The sequence below is a fragment of the Undibacterium cyanobacteriorum genome (assembly GCF_031326225.1).
Lineage (GTDB): Bacteria > Pseudomonadota > Gammaproteobacteria > Burkholderiales > Burkholderiaceae_D > Undibacterium > Undibacterium cyanobacteriorum.
The window spans coordinates 2,857,276-2,875,570 of record NZ_CP133720.1; the positions used below are offsets into that span (position 1 = coordinate 2,857,276).

At 47.9% G+C, this 18,295-nt stretch carries 13 protein-coding genes and 1 other RNA gene; 6 read left to right on the forward strand and 8 right to left on the reverse strand.

Going from position 1 to position 18,295, the window contains the following annotated elements:
* Positions 1-38: 38 nt before the first annotated feature.
* Complete coding sequence (gyrA, locus tag RF679_RS12110; protein ID WP_309480890.1) at positions 39-2,663, reverse strand: DNA gyrase subunit A; 2,625 nt, start codon at positions 2,661-2,663, stop codon at positions 39-41.
* Positions 2,664-3,340: 677 nt separating this feature from the next.
* Here gyrA and ompA point away from each other — a divergent pair.
* The 4 genes from ompA to ssrA all read left to right on the forward strand — a co-directional run bounded on the left by ompA (position 3,341) and on the right by ssrA (position 6,063).
* Positions 3,341-4,015 (forward strand): outer membrane protein OmpA, encoded by a 675-nt coding sequence (gene ompA, locus RF679_RS12115; protein WP_309480891.1) that lies wholly within the window; start codon positions 3,341-3,343, stop codon positions 4,013-4,015.
* 184 nt (positions 4,016-4,199) lie between these two features.
* A complete protein-coding gene (gene ubiG / locus RF679_RS12120; protein ID WP_309480892.1) occupies positions 4,200-4,940 on the forward strand; it encodes a bifunctional 2-polyprenyl-6-hydroxyphenol methylase/3-demethylubiquinol 3-O-methyltransferase UbiG in 741 nt (246 codons plus the stop codon).
* A complete protein-coding gene (locus RF679_RS12125) occupies positions 4,937-5,614 on the forward strand; it encodes an HAD family hydrolase (protein ID WP_309480893.1) in 678 nt (225 codons plus the stop codon). Before ubiG ends, RF679_RS12125 begins: the two co-directional genes overlap by 4 nt.
* 89 nt (positions 5,615-5,703) lie before the next feature.
* Positions 5,704-6,063, forward strand: a transfer-messenger RNA (tmRNA) gene (gene ssrA / locus RF679_RS12130).
* 491 nt (positions 6,064-6,554) lie between these two features.
* Here ssrA and RF679_RS12135 read toward each other — a convergent pair.
* From RF679_RS12135 to RF679_RS12145, 3 genes are all read right to left on the reverse strand, one after another.
* The gene (locus RF679_RS12135) at positions 6,555-8,726 is read right to left on the reverse strand and encodes a DUF805 domain-containing protein (protein WP_309480894.1); all 2,172 of its coding nucleotides are present in this window, start codon (positions 8,724-8,726) and stop codon (positions 6,555-6,557) included.
* Positions 8,727-9,011: 285 nt separating this feature from the next.
* Positions 9,012-10,907, reverse strand: coding sequence for a ferrous iron transporter B (gene feoB / locus RF679_RS12140; RefSeq protein ID WP_309480895.1), 1,896 nt, complete (start codon positions 10,905-10,907; stop codon positions 9,012-9,014).
* A complete protein-coding gene (locus RF679_RS12145; protein WP_309480896.1) occupies positions 10,904-11,275 on the reverse strand; it encodes a FeoA family protein in 372 nt (123 codons plus the stop codon). Before RF679_RS12145 ends, feoB begins: the two co-directional genes overlap by 4 nt.
* A gap of 439 nt (positions 11,276-11,714) precedes the next feature.
* Here RF679_RS12145 and RF679_RS12150 point away from each other — a divergent pair, with 439 nt between their 5' ends.
* Positions 11,715-14,198, forward strand: coding sequence for an adenosylcobalamin-dependent ribonucleoside-diphosphate reductase (locus tag RF679_RS12150; protein ID WP_309480897.1), 2,484 nt, complete (start codon positions 11,715-11,717; stop codon positions 14,196-14,198).
* A gap of 137 nt (positions 14,199-14,335) precedes the next feature.
* Here RF679_RS12150 and RF679_RS12155 read toward each other — a convergent pair whose 3' ends face one another.
* The 4 genes from RF679_RS12155 to RF679_RS12170 form a co-directional block, all read right to left on the reverse strand.
* Positions 14,336-15,655, reverse strand: a complete 1,320-nt coding sequence (locus RF679_RS12155; protein ID WP_309480898.1) for a TolC family outer membrane protein — start codon at positions 15,653-15,655, stop codon at positions 14,336-14,338.
* A gap of 105 nt (positions 15,656-15,760) precedes the next feature.
* A complete protein-coding gene (locus RF679_RS12160) occupies positions 15,761-16,084 on the reverse strand; it encodes a rhodanese-like domain-containing protein (protein WP_309480899.1) in 324 nt (107 codons plus the stop codon).
* A 115-nt stretch (positions 16,085-16,199) separates the two neighbouring features.
* On the reverse strand, positions 16,200-16,850 hold the full coding sequence (locus tag RF679_RS12165; protein WP_309480900.1) for a protein-L-isoaspartate O-methyltransferase family protein: 651 nt from the start codon (positions 16,848-16,850) through the stop codon (positions 16,200-16,202).
* A gap of 135 nt (positions 16,851-16,985) precedes the next feature.
* A complete protein-coding gene (locus RF679_RS12170; protein ID WP_309480901.1) occupies positions 16,986-17,621 on the reverse strand; it encodes a TetR/AcrR family transcriptional regulator in 636 nt (211 codons plus the stop codon).
* 227 nt (positions 17,622-17,848) lie between these two features.
* Between RF679_RS12170 and RF679_RS12175 the strand changes: the two genes are divergently transcribed.
* Positions 17,849-18,124: a YkgJ family cysteine cluster protein gene (locus RF679_RS12175; protein ID WP_309480902.1), complete on the forward strand. Its 276-nt coding sequence runs from the start codon at positions 17,849-17,851 to the stop codon at positions 18,122-18,124.
* The last annotated feature ends 171 nt before the right edge of the window (positions 18,125-18,295 follow it).

The following is an 18,295-nucleotide window of genomic DNA, read 5'->3' on the forward strand; positions in this document are numbered from 1 at the left end:
CAATCAATAAAAAGGGCGGGAAATCCCGCCCTGCGATCTTACTCTGCTGCTGGTGTCGTCTCACTACCCTCGCCGTCTGAGTCTGCATCGGTTTCAACGATGCGCTGCAAACCAGAAAGTGTGGTGCCGTCTTCAACCGCAATCAAAGTCACGCCTTGTGTAGCTCGGCCCATCTCGCGAATCTCAGAAACGCGAGTACGGATCAAGACACCACCGGTTGTGATCAACATAATTTCATCGGTCGACTCAACCAAAGTCGCAGCAACGACTTTGCCGTTACGTTCTGAAGTTTGAATCGCGATCATACCTTTGGTGCCGCGACCATGACGGGTGTACTCCGTAATCGGCGTGCGTTTGCCGAAGCCGTTTTCAGTTGCTGTCAACACGGATTGCTGCTCGTTTTCTGCCACCAATAAGGCGATCACTTGCTGACCTTCTTCCAAATTCATACCGCGCACACCACGTGCCGTACGGCCCATTGGACGTACATCGTTTTCATCGAAACGTACAGCCTTGCCAGCATCGGAGAACAACATCACGTCGTGCTTACCATCGGTCAAAGCAGCGCCGATCAAGAAGTCACCTTCATCCAAATCGACCGCGATAATGCCGGCTTTACGTGGATTACTGAAATCAGTCAACGGAGTTTTCTTCACAGTACCGAGGCTGGTCGCCATGAAGACGTAGTGGTCTTCTGGGAAGCTGCGATTCTCGCCAGACAATGGCAAGATTACCGTGATCTTCTCGCCGTCTTGCAGCGGGAACATATTCACGATTGGCTTACCACGCGAGTTACGGGAACCTTGTGGCACTTCGTAAACTTTGAGCCAATACAAACGACCACGATTCGAGAAGCACAAGATGTAGTCATGGGTATTAGCCACGAACAATTGCTCAATCCAATCGTCATCTTTGGTTGCTGTCGCCTGCTTACCGCGTCCGCCACGCTTCTGCGCGCGATACTCAGACAAAGGCTGCGACTTCATGTAACCGGTGTGCGACAAAGTCACCACCATATCAACCGGTGTGATTAAGTCTTCGGTTTCCAAGTCGGTTGCATTTAACACGATTTCCGAACGACGCACATCTTTGTTACCAACGCCATATTCGTTAACGCAAACGGTCAATTCATCATTGATGATTGTTGTCACACGCTCTGGCTTCGACAAAATATCGAGCAAATCAGCGATCTCTGCCATCACGTCTTTGTATTCGTTAACGATCTTGTCTTGTTCCAAACCAGTCAAACGTTGCAAACGCATTTGCAAGATCTCTTGCGCCTGATCGTCCGACAACTTATACAAACCGTCCGGTTGAATACCGTAATGCTTAGGCAAACTCTCAGGACGGAATGCTTCGATGCCGCCTGGATTATCAGCCGCTGTGCGTGTCAACATCTCGCGCACCATCGAGCTATCCCATGCACGCGTCATCAATTCTTGTTTCGCGATTGGTGGTGTCGGAGCGGCTTTGATAATCGCGATGAAATCATCGATATTGGCCAAGGCCACTGCCAAGCCTTCCAATACATGTCCACGTTCACGCGCTTTGCGCAATTCGAACACAGTACGGCGAGTCACAACTTCACGACGATGCGACAAGAAGCATTCCAACATCTGCTTCAAGTTCAACAACTTCGGCTGACCATTGACCAAGGCCACCATATTCATACCGAAGGTGTCTTGCAATTGCGTCTGCTTGTAGAGGTTGTTCAACACCACTTCAGGTACTTCACCGCGCTTGAGCTCAATCACCACGCGCATACCCGACTTATCGGATTCATCACGAATATCGGAAATACCTTCGAGCTTTTTGTCGCGCACATTCTCTGCGATACGCTCGAGCAGAGACTTTTTATTCACTTGGTAAGGCAACTCATCGATGATGATGGCGATACGCCCTTCTTTACCGAATTCTTCGAAGTGCGTTTTAGCGCGCATCACCACACGACCACGACCAGTGCGATAACCATCACGTACGCCCGACACACCGTAAATCAAACCAGCCGTTGGGAAGTCTGGCGCTGGGATAATCTCGATCAATTCATCAACGCTGCATTCAGGGTTGCGCAACACATGCAAAGCACCATTGATGACTTCGGTAATATTGTGCGGCGGAATATTGGTCGCCATACCGACCGCGATACCAGAAGAACCGTTAATCAACAGGTTCGGGATACGGGTTGGCAACACAGACGGTTCTTTTTCTTTGCCGTCGTAGTTAGGCACGAAGTCAACCGTTTCTTTCTCGATATCCGCTAAGACTTCATTGGCGATTTTTTCCAAACGACACTCTGTGTAACGCATCGCCGCTGCATTATCGCCGTCGACCGAGCCAAAGTTACCTTGACCGTCGACCAAGGTGTAACGCAAAGAGAAATCTTGCGCCATACGCACCAAGGTGTCGTAAATCGAAGCGTCACCGTGCGGGTGATACTTACCCATCACTTCACCGACCACACGCGCACATTTCACAAATGGACGGTTGTAGACATTGTTCATTTCATGCATCGCGAACAGAACACGACGATGCACAGGCTTCAAGCCGTCACGAACATCAGGCAAAGCACGACCTACGATCACGCTCATGGCGTAATCAAGGTAGCTCTTGCGCATTTCTTCTTCGAGGGAAATCGGGAGTGTTTCTTTAGCGAATTGATCCATTGGCTGGCAAACTTGTAGAGATATTTATCTTTGAATTATTTTTTCGTTCACACTGTCGACGCATTCGGCAACCGACAGCGATGGATATCGTCAAAATAAGCTTGGTTAAAATAACAAGCCAGCTCAAGGCTGGCGAGATTACCCTTGGTCTTCCAAAACACAAACTTTCACTGTCATCAAAAACTCAGTTCAAATTCATGTTCAACTGTTCATTTTAGCACGGCAACTGCTGCGTATCACCGTTTTTATGATTACCAAAAACTCTAGTCATTCACGAATCAGCACGGCAAAAAAGAAGCTGTTTCAGACGCGATCAGTTTTAGACTTCTTGCAACTTTCAAAATTCTATAAAAAATCACCATCATCTTGAGCAGTTTCAATGTCTTCGAAGCACGCACTTGTTGCGTTGCCAAAATAAGACATAATTGACATTTCCTGACTTTTCCCTCGAATCCATTTCCAACTAAGCATTAGCTCTTGTGGCAGAATCCTCGTTGTCGCGTCGCACAAGAATGACTGTCTCATTCGCAATTTCTGCGCTAAGTCATAGTCATGTCATGGAGCACGTGTTAAAATTCTGACTTCATCTGTGTGCTGTTTTGTTTGAATCACACAAACGTTTTTTGCTTTTTTATTCAAGCAGTTCATCTGCGATTATTCTCAACCGAGGAAAAAATATGAAAATTTTGGTAAATCTCGCGATTGCAGCAACTGCTGTTGCCGCATTTTCGGCATCCGCACAAACTATCACTGACATCAAAGCAAACACGCCATACAGCGCGTATGTACAAGATGCACGTGGCGTAATCGTGCGTGATCCATTTGGTTTGTGCTGGAGAACTGGTTACTACACACCAGCTGATGCAGTGCCAGGTTGCGATGCTCCTTTGGCGCCTCCAAAACCAGTCGAGCCACCAAAGCCAGTGACTCCACCGCCACCACCGCCAGCTCCAGTGGCTCCACCTCCACCACCAAAACCACAAGTCACTTCTGAAAAAGTGACATTTGCTGCTGACGCATTCTTTGATTTCGACAAAGCCATCTTGAAACCAGAAGCCAAAGTCAAATTGGATGACATGACATCCAAATTGAAAAACATGAATTTGGAAGTGATCATCGCGACTGGTCACACTGACTCTGTTGGCACAGATGAATACAACCAAAAATTGTCCGTACGTCGTGCAGAAGCAGTTAAAGCGTACATCATCAGCCGTGGCATTGATGCAAAACGCGTTTTCTCTGAAGGCAAAGGCGAAAAACAACCAGTTGCTGACAACAAGACTAAAGAAGGTCGCGCACAAAACCGTCGCGTTGTGATCGAAGTTGTTGGTACACGTTCTGTAACGAAATAATCGTTTCTAGAAGATCCCGAAAAAGCTCGCTGCGGCGAGCTTTTTTGTTTTTCGGTGATGTCGATCAAGAATTAATGACTCGGTTTACTTCGTGTGTGCACTTGATATATGTGCTCGCCGCACAATCTAAGCCTGACAATTAATTTACAATAGCAGCTTCGTCGCTCAACAGTTTTGCGCTCTCATGTCACACATCGAACTCCAAAGCACCGCATCTGGAACCAACAGTTCCAACGTCGATCCCAGCGAAATTCAAAAATTTAGTGAATTGGCTCATCGTTGGTGGGATCCCAACTCAGAATTTAAGCCTCTGCACGAAATTAATCCTTTGCGCTTGGAATGGATCAATAACCTCGCCCCCCTAGCTGGCAAGAAAGTGATTGATGTTGGTTGTGGCGGCGGCATTCTGGCGGAATCCATGGCCAAACGAAAAGCACACGTCACGGGTATCGACCTTTCTGACAAAGCTCTTAACGTCGCCGATTTACACAGCCTCGAAACCGGCATCGAAATTCGCTATGAGAAGATAGCTGCAGAAGCGATGGCTGAGCGCGAAGCGGGCACTTTTGATATCGTGACTTGCATGGAGATGCTCGAGCATGTCCCCGATCCAGCCTCGATTGTGAAAGCCTGCATGAAGTTAGCCAAACCCGGCGGGAAGGTTTTCTTTTCCACGATCAATCGCAATCCCAAAGCCTATCTATTTGCCGTGATCGGCGCTGAATATGTACTGCAGATGCTCCCCAAGGGTACTCACGACTATCAAAAATTCATTACCCCGGCGGAGCTTAGTCAAGATATCCGCAATGCAGGACTAGAAGTCCTACAGATGAAGGGGATGAGCTACAACCCGCTCACCAAAATTTACTCATTAAACCAAGACACTAGCGTCAACTATCTTGTCGCTTGCAGCAAACCATTATGATCACTCCCAAAGCGATACTGTTTGACCTCGACGGCACACTAGCCGACACAGCCCCAGACCTTGCCGCCGCAGTCAATACGATGCGACTCAAGCGTGGACTGGACGCAGCACCTTATTTGAGTCTTCGGCCATTTGCATCAGCCGGCGCTCGTGGCCTGATCGGCGCAGGTTTCAACATCACCCCGTTGGATTCAGAATATGAGGAAATGCGCGTCGAATTTCTGCACAACTATGAATCTGCCATCGCTGATCACAGCAAGCTTTTTAGTGGCGTCAAAACCCTGCTCGATGGCCTAGAAGGACTCGGCCTTCAATGGGGCATTGTGACCAACAAAGCCGCTCGATTTACCGATCAATTAATTCCATTAATTAAGCTAGATCATGCGGCATGTGTCATCAGTGGCGACACGACACCCCACGCGAAACCACATCCTGAGCCGCTGTTCGAAGCCGCTCGCAGGATTGGACTGCTACCTCAACAATGTTGGTATGTTGGCGACGATTTACGAGACATACAAGCAGCGCAGGCAGCTGGGATGACCAGTATCGCAGCCGCATGGGGCTATTGCGGGGCGACCGAGCCGACTCATTGGAAAGCAGATGCGATACTCGACACACCTTTAGAATTATTGGAACTGGTGCGTGCCAAAGTCATCCAAAACCAAGCAGCATAGATATCAAACGCCTTACCAAGCTCTTTTCGGAATTTAAAGCTTGAAATCCGCTGTTGCAACCTCAGATAGGATATACTTGTAAATGCTTTGGGGTCGACCTGGTTTCGACAGGGGTTACAAAGCAGTCAGTGCATACCGAGGCCAGATCACCTCGTAAATACAGTCTGAAAATATATAACTGCAAACGATAACTCGTACGCATTAGCCGCTTAAATCCGGCTTTCCTTACACCGTTTTGTCCCTAGGGCGGGCTGGCAACAGCAGTAAGGTTATTCATAGGGAATCGTCACACATTGGGTTACTTAGTGCGTGCTTAAATTTAAGGTAACTAGCCTTGCCGCAGCGTGTTTGTCCGCGTCGTCGAGGTTAAATCAAAAGACAAAACTAAGTATGTAGATCTGCCTGTAGAGGGCTTCTGGACGCGGGTTCAATTCCCGCCGACTCCACCAAACTCACAATAAAAGCCTCCTGAGCGTAAGCGACGGAGGTTTTTATTTTGAGTTTGCAAAAACGTGAATTGAAACCGCGGCCAGAATGGACGCGGGGCGAACGAGACAAGAAGGCGTGCCTGCGCACGCCTGAATGCGAGTGCACGACATTGCGCGTACTCGCGCAATGGCTGGCGAGAATGGCCAATTCCCGCCGACTCCACCAAACTCACAATAAAAGCCTCCCGAGCGTAAGCGACGGAGGTTTTTATTTTGAGTTTGCAAAAACGTGAATTGAAACCGCGGCCAGAATGGACGCGGGGCGAACAAGACAAGAAGGCATGGCTGTGTACGCCCTATGTAAGGATTACGAGAAAACACTGAAGGTCACCGAAATAATCGCTTTGAACAATCATTTTTGAACTCGCTTATCGCACCGAGCAGGCTAAAAACAGCGAAGCACACCAAACGACTTCACCTCCCTGCCCTTAATTCGCCCCTAGGCTTTACTTCTACATCTCATTGATTTGGAACGAATCAAAGAAATCTTGTGCATCAGCGAGCGCCTCTCCATTGGTGGGCGCTTGAACTCCGAGAACATATAAGCGTTTTCCGACAAACAGGAAGCGAAGGTGTTCGTAGGTTCCAATTCTTGTTTTCACTGTCAAGGCGCGAGCACTATAACCACCCATGGCCACCTTTTCAGAGGAAAGAACGGTCCCCATGCTATCGGCAACTAAAGACGAAAAACGGTCTAAGGCAGCAGTGCGATCTGGCATCGGTGCCTCAACGATGATGTCTTGCACCACGAACTGGTATTTCTTGCTCGACGCTTGGTACATGTGAGCCGCGCCAAATCCGGGCGTTTTCGGCCCTGCGGAAACTGTTTTATCCTCAACAGGCTTACGTGGGAAGTTCACCGTATAGCTTTGATCTGGAGGCGAAAAGCCATACCCACTTTCACTACTTCCAATACTTGGCGTAGCAGACTTCATTAAGTCCCGCTCATACTTGTACAGCCCCACATTTCCGGCGACATTTAGGGCTAACACGATCCAAGCAATGACACTCACCGCAATCGAGTTTGGTGGGCATGGTGATCCATAATCGTTGTCATCCGAATTTCCCGGAATGAGCACCAACAAGAGAGAGAGGATGGAGCTCGCAATTTGCGCTAATTCTCGCGAGTTAGCGCGGCCTGAGAACGAAAGCAAAACCGGCAACACGATCAACAAAACCAACCATTTCCCACTAAACCCCAAATCATGCAAACGAAGTACCAAAGGCCGCAGAATCAGCAAGAAAAAGAGGACGACAGAAGCCGCAATAACAAGAGAATTCATTCCAGTTAAAGCAGCTGCGATCCCTCCTAATATGAGAGGAATTATCGCAAATGCCGAATACGCCACAAAGCGCAGGCGTCCTAACCTGCCTTGAAAAGACAATGAGAATGGCGAAGGAGCCTCGCCGAAATCGCGCTGATTTGAAACGGCACTCGCCGAGTAAGGGTTCGTTTCCTCTGAATCTGGCTGAGCCATCGTCTCATATAGTTCGAGTCCACCGACCACCCAATTCAATAGAGGAAACAACTGTTCGTATTGCCCCTGTTTCACCTTGATACCAATGGAAATGAAATTTTTTGGCGTTTGGATGCAATAGAAACGATAAACGCTGTACTCGTCATCGAGCGGGAATTGACCCTTAAACTCAAGCACTTTCCCACTTATTTTCTCACCCCATAATCGCCCGCTCGCCTCACTTATTTCAGAGACTTGGGTCAAAAATGGTTGTTCCTTGGTAATCATGGGCACACGATGATCGATCCAAGTAGCAAAACTCATGTCGTCGCGCCGACGACCGTTCACCTCGAGAATCAATCCCCGTTCATTGTCAACAAACTTAATCGCCTTCTCATTCCGCAAGTCCTGCCAAGCAGCAGGGACGGCCAGCTCAATGCCTAAGCCGATGTGTGTGACCTGTCGCGTCTTTAACTTGCTGGCGTCAAAACTTGGGTTGTTGGGATTTTCCTTCACCACTGGTTTAGTAGGCTCAAGTTCGAGCGACTGGTAAGTAAACGCAGGTGTCGCGGTCAAAATCGGCGCATGAGCCCCCGGAACGTTAGTATCTGCGCGCAACGTGGAAACACGAAAATCCCAACCTCTGCCCTGCTCTTGCTCATGATCTGGCAACGGCATACTGATGGCGTTGATCGGCGGAAGTGTGTCGCCAGTTTTTCCAATCGGTACTGACGATGGCTTTGGCATCGCTTCTTCCTGTTTCTTCAGCAGCGCTTGACGCGATGCTTCCAAACTCTTTTTCAGCCACTCCACTCGCGGCACAGCGACATCAAGATTGCGGCCAGCCAGAATAAGGCGTAGCGCCTTACCATCTGGCATACGACGCACGATCTGCGCACCGGTTAAGAAGGCGAGTTCCGCACCGGCTGGGCAGGTTAACTTATCTTTGTATTCGGAAATCTCTAAGCTCGCCTCCATCTCCTGCTCTGGCAAAACCAATCTAAAATCAGTTTTACCTGCGACATTCACGCGTTGAATAGCGACAAAGAAGCGATTCTTTACTAGACGGCTCCAGAGCGGTTTGAAATTATTAGAGGCTTGAGCCTCCTCAACGACATCTTCAAAGTCTGGCGAGCCAAGATTACGATCAAGCTTTGGTAAGGACATAGAACTATCGATTTTTCGAATTATTGTGAGATAAGGCGAGAAAATCGATGCGCAAATGTATTCTATGAGAGCACGCCAGATCAAGCCGACACTGCTCTTGATACTAGTTTTTCAATAATCAAAAGTCAATGCAAACAAAGTCTCGTCCGACAGTCGGCGAATAAACTGCCAGCAATGATGCATGAAAGTCACATTGATTACGCAAAAGCCGTTATGACGCTGCAATGAAACGTGCTTTCTGTGATTGTGTGCAACCTGATCGCGGATCAAGCAGGTGCAAGAAATCTATCCCAAACCACAAGCAAGAGCGATACGATAGGTGATGAACGAGGCCAAGTAAGCAAGTGCAAACAAATAGGCGAGCATGAAAATAGGCATGCGCCAGCCTCCCGTTTCACGCTTTACCGTGGCGATGGTCGAAATACACTGAGGCGCAAACACATACCACGCCAAGAGCGACAAGGCTGTCGCCATACTCCAGTGACTCGCAATAAGCGGTGTCAGAGCTTGTGCAGTATCACTTCCGGTGGCCGAAAGTGCATAGACCGTTCCGAGTGAACTCACCGCCACTTCCCTCGCCGCCATACCGGGAACTAAGGCAATACTAATCTGCCAGTTGAAGCCAATCGGCTCAAACACTACTGCCAGCGCTTTACCGATATGACCAGCAATACTGTATTCAATTGGAGATCCACTGGCGCCGGGTGGTGCACCGGGGAAGCTCGCCAAGAACCACAAGGCGATTGTCAGCAGCATGATGATGCCACCCACACGACCCATGAATATTTTGACGCGCTGTTTGAGTCCGGTGAGAACGTTCCGAACTGTCGGCAAATGATAACTGGGTAGTTCCATCATCAAGGTTCGTACCTGACCCTGCGCAGTGAAACGCTTGAGCACCCAGGCAACTCCCAATGCACCAACGATACCCGCGCAATACAAGGCAAACAAAACCAAGCCTTGCAATTCAAAGATACCGCCAACGGTCCGTTGGGGAATGAATGCGCCAATCAATAAGGCATAGACTGGCAGACGTGCGGAGCAAGTCATCAATGGCGCAATCATGATAGTGACGAGACGATCACGTGGATTGGCAATTGTTCTCGCAGCCATAATGCCCGGGATGGCACAGGCAAAACTAGACAATAAAGGAATGAAGGAGCGACCAGACAAACCAACCCCACCCATCAATCGATCCAATAAGAAAGCTGCGCGAGGCAAATATCCTGACTCTTCTAACACCAGGATAAAGAAAAACAGGATCAAAATTTGCGGCAGGAACACGATCACACCGCCTGCACCTGCAATGATCCCATTGACCAATAGGCTTTGCAACCAACCTTCTGGCATTACCGAGCTAACCCAAGAACCAAACATTTCCGTGCCGGCCTTGATTGCATCCATCGGTACCGTTGCCCAAGCAAACACCGCTTGGAAAACGAGAAATAAGATCAGCGCCAATAAAGCAGGACCGATGATCGGATGGAGTACAACACGATCAATTTTATCGCTCAGTTCATGTGGCACCATCGCTTCCAAACCGAGTTTGTTTAGAATCTGACGCACACGTTCGTGATCAAGATCAGTATGACTCAGGTCACTGGTGGGGTCCATTGCACCTGGCACTGACTCATCAACCTGCCACGCACTGCCATTCTCCAGCAAAGCTTTTAAAACACTATCGCCACCACTGCGAATACCCACGGTTCGCACAACTGGGATACCGAGCTCCTTCGACAATGCATGCTCATCGACGTGCAAACCACGCTGCTCCGCCATGTCGGTCATATTCAGTGCAACCACAGAGGGAATACCTAGACGCTGTACGGCCAAGACCAGTCGAAGGCTTCTTCGTAAATTAGTCGCATCAACCACGCACACGACTAAATCAGGACGCTTCTCCCCAACCGCATTGCCATAGAGGACATCGTGAGTGACTTTTTCATCCAAAGAACGAGGATGCAGGCTATAAGTACCGGGCAAATCCAGCACACGAAGGACTTTACCGCTACTTGTTTTTAAACGGCCTTCTTTACGCTCAACCGTTACTCCTGCGTAATTTGCGACTTTCTGCTTACTATCTGTGAGCAAATTGAATAACGCAGTCTTACCGCAATTTGGATTGCCGACTAGCGCAATCAGAGGACCTGTTGCGTGAAAATGAACGACCGCTTCTTTCATGCAGCCGCTTTCAGCGAAGAGGAGGAATGCTCGGCTTCAAGTAAGATACAAGCCGCTTCCGCTTTACGGAGGGCAAAGGTAGAAAGTCCAATTCTAACAACCAGCGGATCTCCGCCCAGAGCACCTTTCGCCATGAGACTCACTGGCTCACCGCTGATAAATCCGAGATCTTCCAACTGTTGCTGCCATTCAGGCACAGCTGGATTTGAAATGACATTCCTCACAATAAACCGCTGTCCAATTGGTACATTTGCAAGATTTAAGGACGAACTTGCATCGGAATCGGCACCATTAGCCGACACCATTGGAGCGGTCTGATCACGCAAACTTGCAAGACTTGCATTAATTTCAGCGGTTGAGTGGTTCATATCAATTTTCCAGCTCATTGTTCATAGTCGAAACTATAAACGAGAATCATTCTTATGTAAATCAGCTTCGCAGTCGACTTCAGCTTGATCTGAATGAAATGACATGAAGCTTACGCTATATCAAAGCTTCGTTGCTTCTGTAGTACAGCCAACTAACTCGATCAAGAAGTAGTGTCCATCAATTATTGCAAAATAGACCAAGATCATAAGGTCTGAAACACGCATTTCGATGGCGCGTTGAAAGCAAATCGACTACTTGATCGCCACAAAGTTAGTGCACGAAAAACCTCGCTTTTTTAATTGAGACCGGTCAATGAAAAACCGAGTTGAAGGTCTATAATGCTTTAAACGGAATCTCAACTCCGAGCAGGTATCGACTTGGGTCGGCACAGCAAAAAAATAAGAACATATCAACAACACTATTCAATACAGACCTCCTATGAACGCGAATGAAAAAATCCTCGGTATTACCGAAATGGCGCCACAAGAAATTTCCCTCGATGTGTTAGTCGAGAAATACGCCAAAGGGAGTGAGACAAGTATTGCCGATGTCCAAAGTCGTGTCGCTAAAGCCTTAGCAAGCGTGGAGGCACCCGACTTCCAAGCCTATTACGAAGAAAAATTTCTTTGGGCTCAGAAAAATGGCTTCGTCCCTGCCGGCCGCATTAACTCCGCAGCGGGCATGGACTTGCGAGCAACTCTCATCAACTGCTTCGTGCAACCTGTGGGTGATTCGGTTTCAAGTGCAGAAAACGGCAAACCAGGTATCTACACAGCGCTTTCAGACGCTGCCGAAACCATGCGTCGCGGTGGTGGCGTTGGATACGATTTTTCAACGATACGTCCCAAAGATGCACTTGTAAAAGGCACCCGCTCTCGTGCTTCGGGCCCAGTCTCGTTTATGCAAGTATTCAATGCATCTTGCTCCACGGTTGAATCTGCAGGTGCACGACGCGGTGCGCAAATGGGCGTATTGCGTTGCGACCATCCAGACATCCGCGACTTTATTCATGCCAAAGACCAAGGCGGATTGACCAATTTCAATATCTCAATTGGCGTCACTGATGCATTTATGCAGGCTGTCGCTGACGATACGGATTTTGAGTTATGTCATCGTGCAGAACCAGGAGAAGAAAAGAAACAAGCAGGGGCCTATCAACGCGATGACGGTCATTGGGTTTATGAGAAAGTGCGGGCACAAGAATTGTGGGATGCGGTGATGAAATCCACCTACGATCACGCTGAACCAGGCATTCTTTTCTTATCGCGTATCAATGCCGAAAACAATCTTTATTACTGTGAAAAAATCGAAGCCACCAATCCATGTGGTGAGCAGCCATTGCCAGACTATGGTTGCTGCTGTTTAGGCTCAATTAATCTGACACGCTTTGTGAGACACGCCTTCGCCAAAGAAGCCAGCTTCGATTTTGCCAGCTTTAGTGCCGTCGTTGCAGTCGCTACCCGTATGCTCGATAACGTCCTCGATGCAACCGCTTGGCCACTACAACAGCAACATGATGAAGCTATGTCCAAACGTCGAGTGGGCTTGGGCTTCCTCGGATTGGGTAGTGCACTTGTAATGCTCGGAATTCGCTATGACTCTGCTCAGGGGCGAGAATTTGCACGTCAAGTCGCGGAACAAATGCGCAACACTGCCTACACAACCTCGTCAGAACTCGCGAAAGAAAAAGGTGTCTTTCCTCTGTTCGACGTGAATAAATATCTGGATGGCACGTTTGCCAAACGCTTGCCGATAGAGCTGCGAGAACAAATCAAACAAAACGGTTTGCGCAATTCGCATTTAATTTCGATCGCGCCAACTGGAACGATTACACTCGCCTTTGCCGACAATGCTTCCAATGGGATCGAACCAGCTTTTTCATGGGTCTATAACCGCAAGAAGCGCATGAGCACCGGTGAAAGCCGCGTGTACGAAGTGGCGGATCATGCGTGGCGCTTATATCGTCATCTAGGCAATGACGTTTCAGATGACAGCAAATTACCACAGGCGTTTGTGACCGCATTGGCGATGTCAGCGACCGATCACATGATGATGCTGCAGGCGGTTCAACCTTATGTTGACTCGGCGATTTCAAAAACAGTGAATGTCCCGGCGGACTATCCGTATGAAGATTTCCAATCCTTGTACTTTGACGCCTGGCGAGCAGGCTTGAAAGGTCTCGCAACGTATCGCCCCAATAGCGTGCTTGGTAGTGTTCTATCGGTCAGTTCAGAAGCGGCACCAAGCGCCAAGTCGTTACCTGACGATGATTTATTACGCAAGCAATTCGATGGCAGACCTTTTGGTGACCTTGAATCGGTCACATCAAAGGTTCAATACATGACCTATGAAGGTAAAAAGACTGTTTATTTGACGGTGAGTTTCATCCATATTCAAGGCAACGTCGGTGGCGAATTGGCCACCATCGAGCGCCCGTTTGAATTCTTTATGCCAGCAGGTCAGAAAAATGATGGTCAACAATGGATCTCAGCGAGTATGCGTTTGTTATCCATGGCCGCCCGTTCTGGTGGCTCAATTGCTAAAGCGCTTGCCGATATGCGAGAAGTCGTGTGGGACAAAGGCACTGTGCGCTGCGGTACGATCACCAAAGACGATGGTAGCCAAGCCCCTCTATTCCATGAATCGGAAGTCGCCGCGATCGGTTACTCATTACAACGCATTCTGATGAAGCGAGGTTTCCTTGATGCAGCCGGCAATCAAGTTCCAATTACTGTTCTCGCTGAGAAATTCAAGAACAAACAATTGGCATATGGCATGGACGATTTAGCCTATGAAGCAGAGTCGACGCCTCTGGCGCACCACAATGGAAAAAAATGTCCTGAATGTGGGGCACACGCATTGCAAAAGATCGACGGTTGCTCACGCTGTGTTTCTTGTGGCTACGTAGGCGCATGCGGTTAACAAAATTCGGTCGCTAATAAATAGCGACCAAGTCGTATTAAAAAAATGCCCGCACAGCGCGGGCATTTTCTGTTAAGAAATCGATGAACTAGCTCAACGAATGCTTACACGAATATTTGCACAGATTACTGCACAAATTATTGTGCCAGCAATGTATTCACGTCAGCCAAGTCAGTTTCTTTCAAAGTTCCAGCTGCCGCTTTCAAACGCAAGCCATTCACGATATTGTCGTAACGTGCTTTTGCTAAACTTTGACGTGTATTTGAAAGTTTTTGTTGTGCATTCAAAACGTCGATATTGATACGAACACCGACCTGATAACCCAACTTAGTTGAATCTAAAGCTGATTGACTCGAGATTTCCGCAGCCTCAAATGCCTTAATCTGTGCCAAACCACTCACGACACCGATGTAAGCCTGACGAGCACTTTGCGCTGCTGTACGACGTGCATTTTCTAGATCATTACGTGCTTTATCTTCCAAAGCAATCGTCTCGCGCACACGGCTATCTGTTCCGAAGCCAGCGAATAAAGGAATATTGACCGACACACCGATGGTCGTTGGACGGCTCACGCCCGTAACTGCAGACGTACCTGAACTACCAGAACTACGACCAGTTGAGGCTGATAAATCGATAGTTGGCAAATGGCCGGCACGACTCTTCTTAATTTCGCGCTGAGCAACTTCCAAAGAGGCTTGGGAAATCGTCACGCCAAAGTTTTGCTTTTCAGCAGTCGCTACCCATTCATTCATCTGCGCAGGAACGGGTGAGTTTAATTGAATACCATCCTTCAAACGCGCTAGGTTACCCGCATCTTTACCAATGATCTGACGCAAAGCTGCCCGCTTTACTTCGAGGTCACCCTCGCCCGCCAACACCTGCGCTGTCACCAAATCAAATGCAGACTGTGCTTCATGCGTATCAGTGATCGTTTGTGTACCAACTTCAAAATTGCGTTTCGCCGATGCCAACTGCTCTGCAGTTGCAACTTTTTGATCTTGCAAAGTTTTGAGAGTATTTTCTGCTGCCAAAACATCAAAGTATGCTTGCGCCACACGCAGCATTAAATCTTGCTGCGCTTGGGCGAATTGAATGTCACTGATTACCACAGACAATTTACTTTGCTCATAGCTTTCCCAATTGCCTAAGTTAAACAATGGTTGACTCATTGAGAGTGTCAAAGAATTGCCTGTTGAATTGGAAGTCACTGCCTTACCCGCATCAGGATTAAACTCAGAATGAGTTTTGCTAACACCACCGCTCAGACCCACACGTGGCAAAAGAACCGAACGACCTTGTACAGAACGCTCTGCACCAGCCAAGCGAGCCGCACGAGCGGAACTGAACTGTGCATCATTAGCCAATGCATCTTTATAGACCTGTATCAGATCAACCGCACCTGCGTTTAATGAAAAAAACGCCGTCGCAATAAAAGTAGCGAGAATAGATTTACGCATAAAATGCTCCGAATAAATTTAGGATTGCCCCCGCCTCTCTCAAGGAGGCTAAGTTGGGGCAACATATCTGTCACCTAGAAGTTTCTTGGCACCACCCAGAAACTTCTAATATGTGGGCATACTTGAATCAACCTGCATTGCCCACGCATGTACACCACCGGTCAAATTAATAATCTTATTGAAGCCATTTCTCTCTAGGAAATGTGCGACTTGCATACTTCTTCCGCCATGATGACAAATACAAACAATCACAGCATCAGGATCGAAATCATCCAAGTGCAAAGGCACCGTATGCATAGGCATCAGCCGGGAATCTGGAATATGACAAATTTCATATTCATTTGGTTCCCTAACGTCCAGCAAAATTGGCTTAGCTTTTTCTGAATCTTCCAACCAAGCTGCGAGTTCATTTGCGGAAATTACCTGCATTACATTCTCTTGCACTGATTTGATTACGTCATTGAAACACTGCTGACTGATGTGCCTTGCTGTCATCCACCGCTGACCAACTCTACCGCCCTGAAAAGCACATTAGCGATTCTTCTTACAAACGGAAGCTCGATTCTTCTGCCGCCTGTGTCAGACGCACCACCGACGTTTCCAAAAGGTTCTTCACATTGAAGAACAACTCGGATTCACGCGTAATTAATTGCGCAGTCATCACAGGCATTTTGCCAACGAAGGCAAACAATCGTCCGCCAACATTCAGCTGTTCTTGCAAACTTGCTGGGATAGACTCCAACGATCCTGTCACAACAATCACGTCAAAACTAGCAACTGCTTTATTTTGTAACGCATCACCCAGCACCACATCGACATTCGTGATGCCATTTTTCTTGATGTTTTGTGACGCCAACTCTTTCAATTCAGCTTGCGCTTCCATTACCGTCACGTGACGTGCTTGATGCGCCAACAAAGCTGCCAAATAGCCAGAGTCAGCACCGACCACCAAAACGGAATCCGTCGATTTTGCTTCGACCTCTTGCACAATACGAGCTTCCAACTTCGGGGGTAAAGCGGATACGCCGGCTACCAAAGGCAAGCTTGTATCAAAGAAGGCCAAACTCTTTTGGGATTCAGGGAAGAAATTTTCACGTTTGACCGTAGACAACAAACCCAACACTTCAAGAGAAGTCACATTGGTTGGACGAATCTGCTGCTCAATCATGTTAAAACGGGCTTGTTCGATATTCATAATCTTCTACTTTTCTCTGAACCTCAGCGGTGCTGTGGGCTCGGTTAATGTATCTGCGGAAACTTACATTTTATCAAATACAGCTCTGAAAAACTCGCTCACCGCCACATTTCCAGGCTAAGCGCACAATTATTTTTACTTCGCAGACGCCAAAATACTGCGCAAAGACATGTCAATGTAACACTGTAAGTATTCTGGCAATTTTTCTTCTTCCACAGCACACACGCCATTCGAATGCTTCCAGATCATCATCATGATCATGGGCGCGATCAGAATGCGCGGCGCGATAGTCAAATCCATAGGGAGAATGTCACCTCGATCGATCCCACGCTTCAACATAGTCGCCACCAGGCGTTCACCACGATCAACCACTTCTTCCTGATAAAAGCGTGCTAAATCTGGGAAATTACCTGCTTCTGCCATCATCAACTTCGGCAGTCCTGAAAGTTTAGAGGCTCCAACATTGTCCCACCATGTATGAATCACTAAGCGAAAGAGCTCCTCACTACTACCCTCGAACTGTTCGATCACACTCTCCGCCTGCCCGATCAAAGGAACAATCGATTCTCTGACCACGGCCTTCAACAGCTCTTCTTTACTGCTAAAGTAGAGATACAGTGTTCCCTTGGACACGCCAGCGGACTTCGCCACATCATCGAGACGAGTCGCAGCAAAGCCACGCGCTACGAAATGATCCAAAGCAGCGTCGAGCAACTCCTGCGGACGAGCATCTTTCCGACGTTCCCAACGAGGTTTAAATGGACAAGTCATAGCACCAACAAAATCTTCAAACAAAACATCCTAAAACAAGGATAAAGAAAAATTACTAAAAAATAAAGTTATTTAGTCGCAACAAATTAACTTACTCATGAGTCAGTAATGTATAGCTAAGCGGCAATTTGGTCAAGATTTCCAATTCGAACCTATGTTCTAGCGCAAACTTTTTCAGTTCTTGTTGCGATAGCCTCAGTTCATAGCCAGGTAGTACAATTCCCCGTATGAAAGAATGCCGTCCTCTTTGCGCCGCTTGTTGTATTGCACCCTCTATTTCCACGCCCATTCCTGGTATGCCCAATGGCAAACCAGCCGGCGTACCGTGTGTTCAATTAACCGATGATCTTCGATGCGCCATTTTCGGTAAGTCTGAGCGCCCCAGTTGTTGCTCAGGCCTTCAAGCCAGCGAGGAAATGTGTGGATCAGAGCGCGAATATGCGATTACATGGCTATCTCATTTGGAACACGCAACTGCTCCGATCAAATACACCACACCGTGAACCTTCGATCAATAATGGGTGCAAGCCGCTACAGGTTTCACTCCTATTTCACGCCAAATCACTGCCAAAGAATGTTAAGCTTCGCCCTCGCATTTTGAGGCTGAGAAAAACAAATTCATTAATAAAATGCTTTTACATTCAAGATCGGCCCCATCTCATTTAATTTAACTG

Coding starts and splice junctions, on each gene's coding strand:
- gyrA (WP_309480890.1), bottom strand. CDS start 2,663: ATGGATCAATTCGCTAAAGAAACACTCCCGATTTCCCTCGAAGAAGAA.
- ompA (WP_309480891.1), top strand. CDS start 3,341: ATGAAAATTTTGGTAAATCTCGCGATTGCAGCAACTGCTGTTGCCGCA.
- ubiG (WP_309480892.1), top strand. CDS start 4,200: ATGTCACACATCGAACTCCAAAGCACCGCATCTGGAACCAACAGTTCC.
- RF679_RS12125 (WP_309480893.1), top strand. CDS start 4,937: ATGATCACTCCCAAAGCGATACTGTTTGACCTCGACGGCACACTAGCC.
- RF679_RS12135 (WP_309480894.1), bottom strand. CDS start 8,726: ATGTCCTTACCAAAGCTTGATCGTAATCTTGGCTCGCCAGACTTTGAA.
- feoB (WP_309480895.1), bottom strand. CDS start 10,907: ATGAAAGAAGCGGTCGTTCATTTTCACGCAACAGGTCCTCTGATTGCG.
- RF679_RS12145 (WP_309480896.1), bottom strand. CDS start 11,275: ATGAACCACTCAACCGCTGAAATTAATGCAAGTCTTGCAAGTTTGCGT.
- RF679_RS12150 (WP_309480897.1), top strand. CDS start 11,715: ATGAACGCGAATGAAAAAATCCTCGGTATTACCGAAATGGCGCCACAA.
- RF679_RS12155 (WP_309480898.1), bottom strand. CDS start 15,655: ATGCGTAAATCTATTCTCGCTACTTTTATTGCGACGGCGTTTTTTTCA.
- RF679_RS12160 (WP_309480899.1), bottom strand. CDS start 16,084: ATGCAGGTAATTTCCGCAAATGAACTCGCAGCTTGGTTGGAAGATTCA.
- RF679_RS12165 (WP_309480900.1), bottom strand. CDS start 16,850: ATGAATATCGAACAAGCCCGTTTTAACATGATTGAGCAGCAGATTCGT.
- RF679_RS12170 (WP_309480901.1), bottom strand. CDS start 17,621: ATGACTTGTCCATTTAAACCTCGTTGGGAACGTCGGAAAGATGCTCGT.
- RF679_RS12175 (WP_309480902.1), top strand. CDS start 17,849: ATGAAAGAATGCCGTCCTCTTTGCGCCGCTTGTTGTATTGCACCCTCT.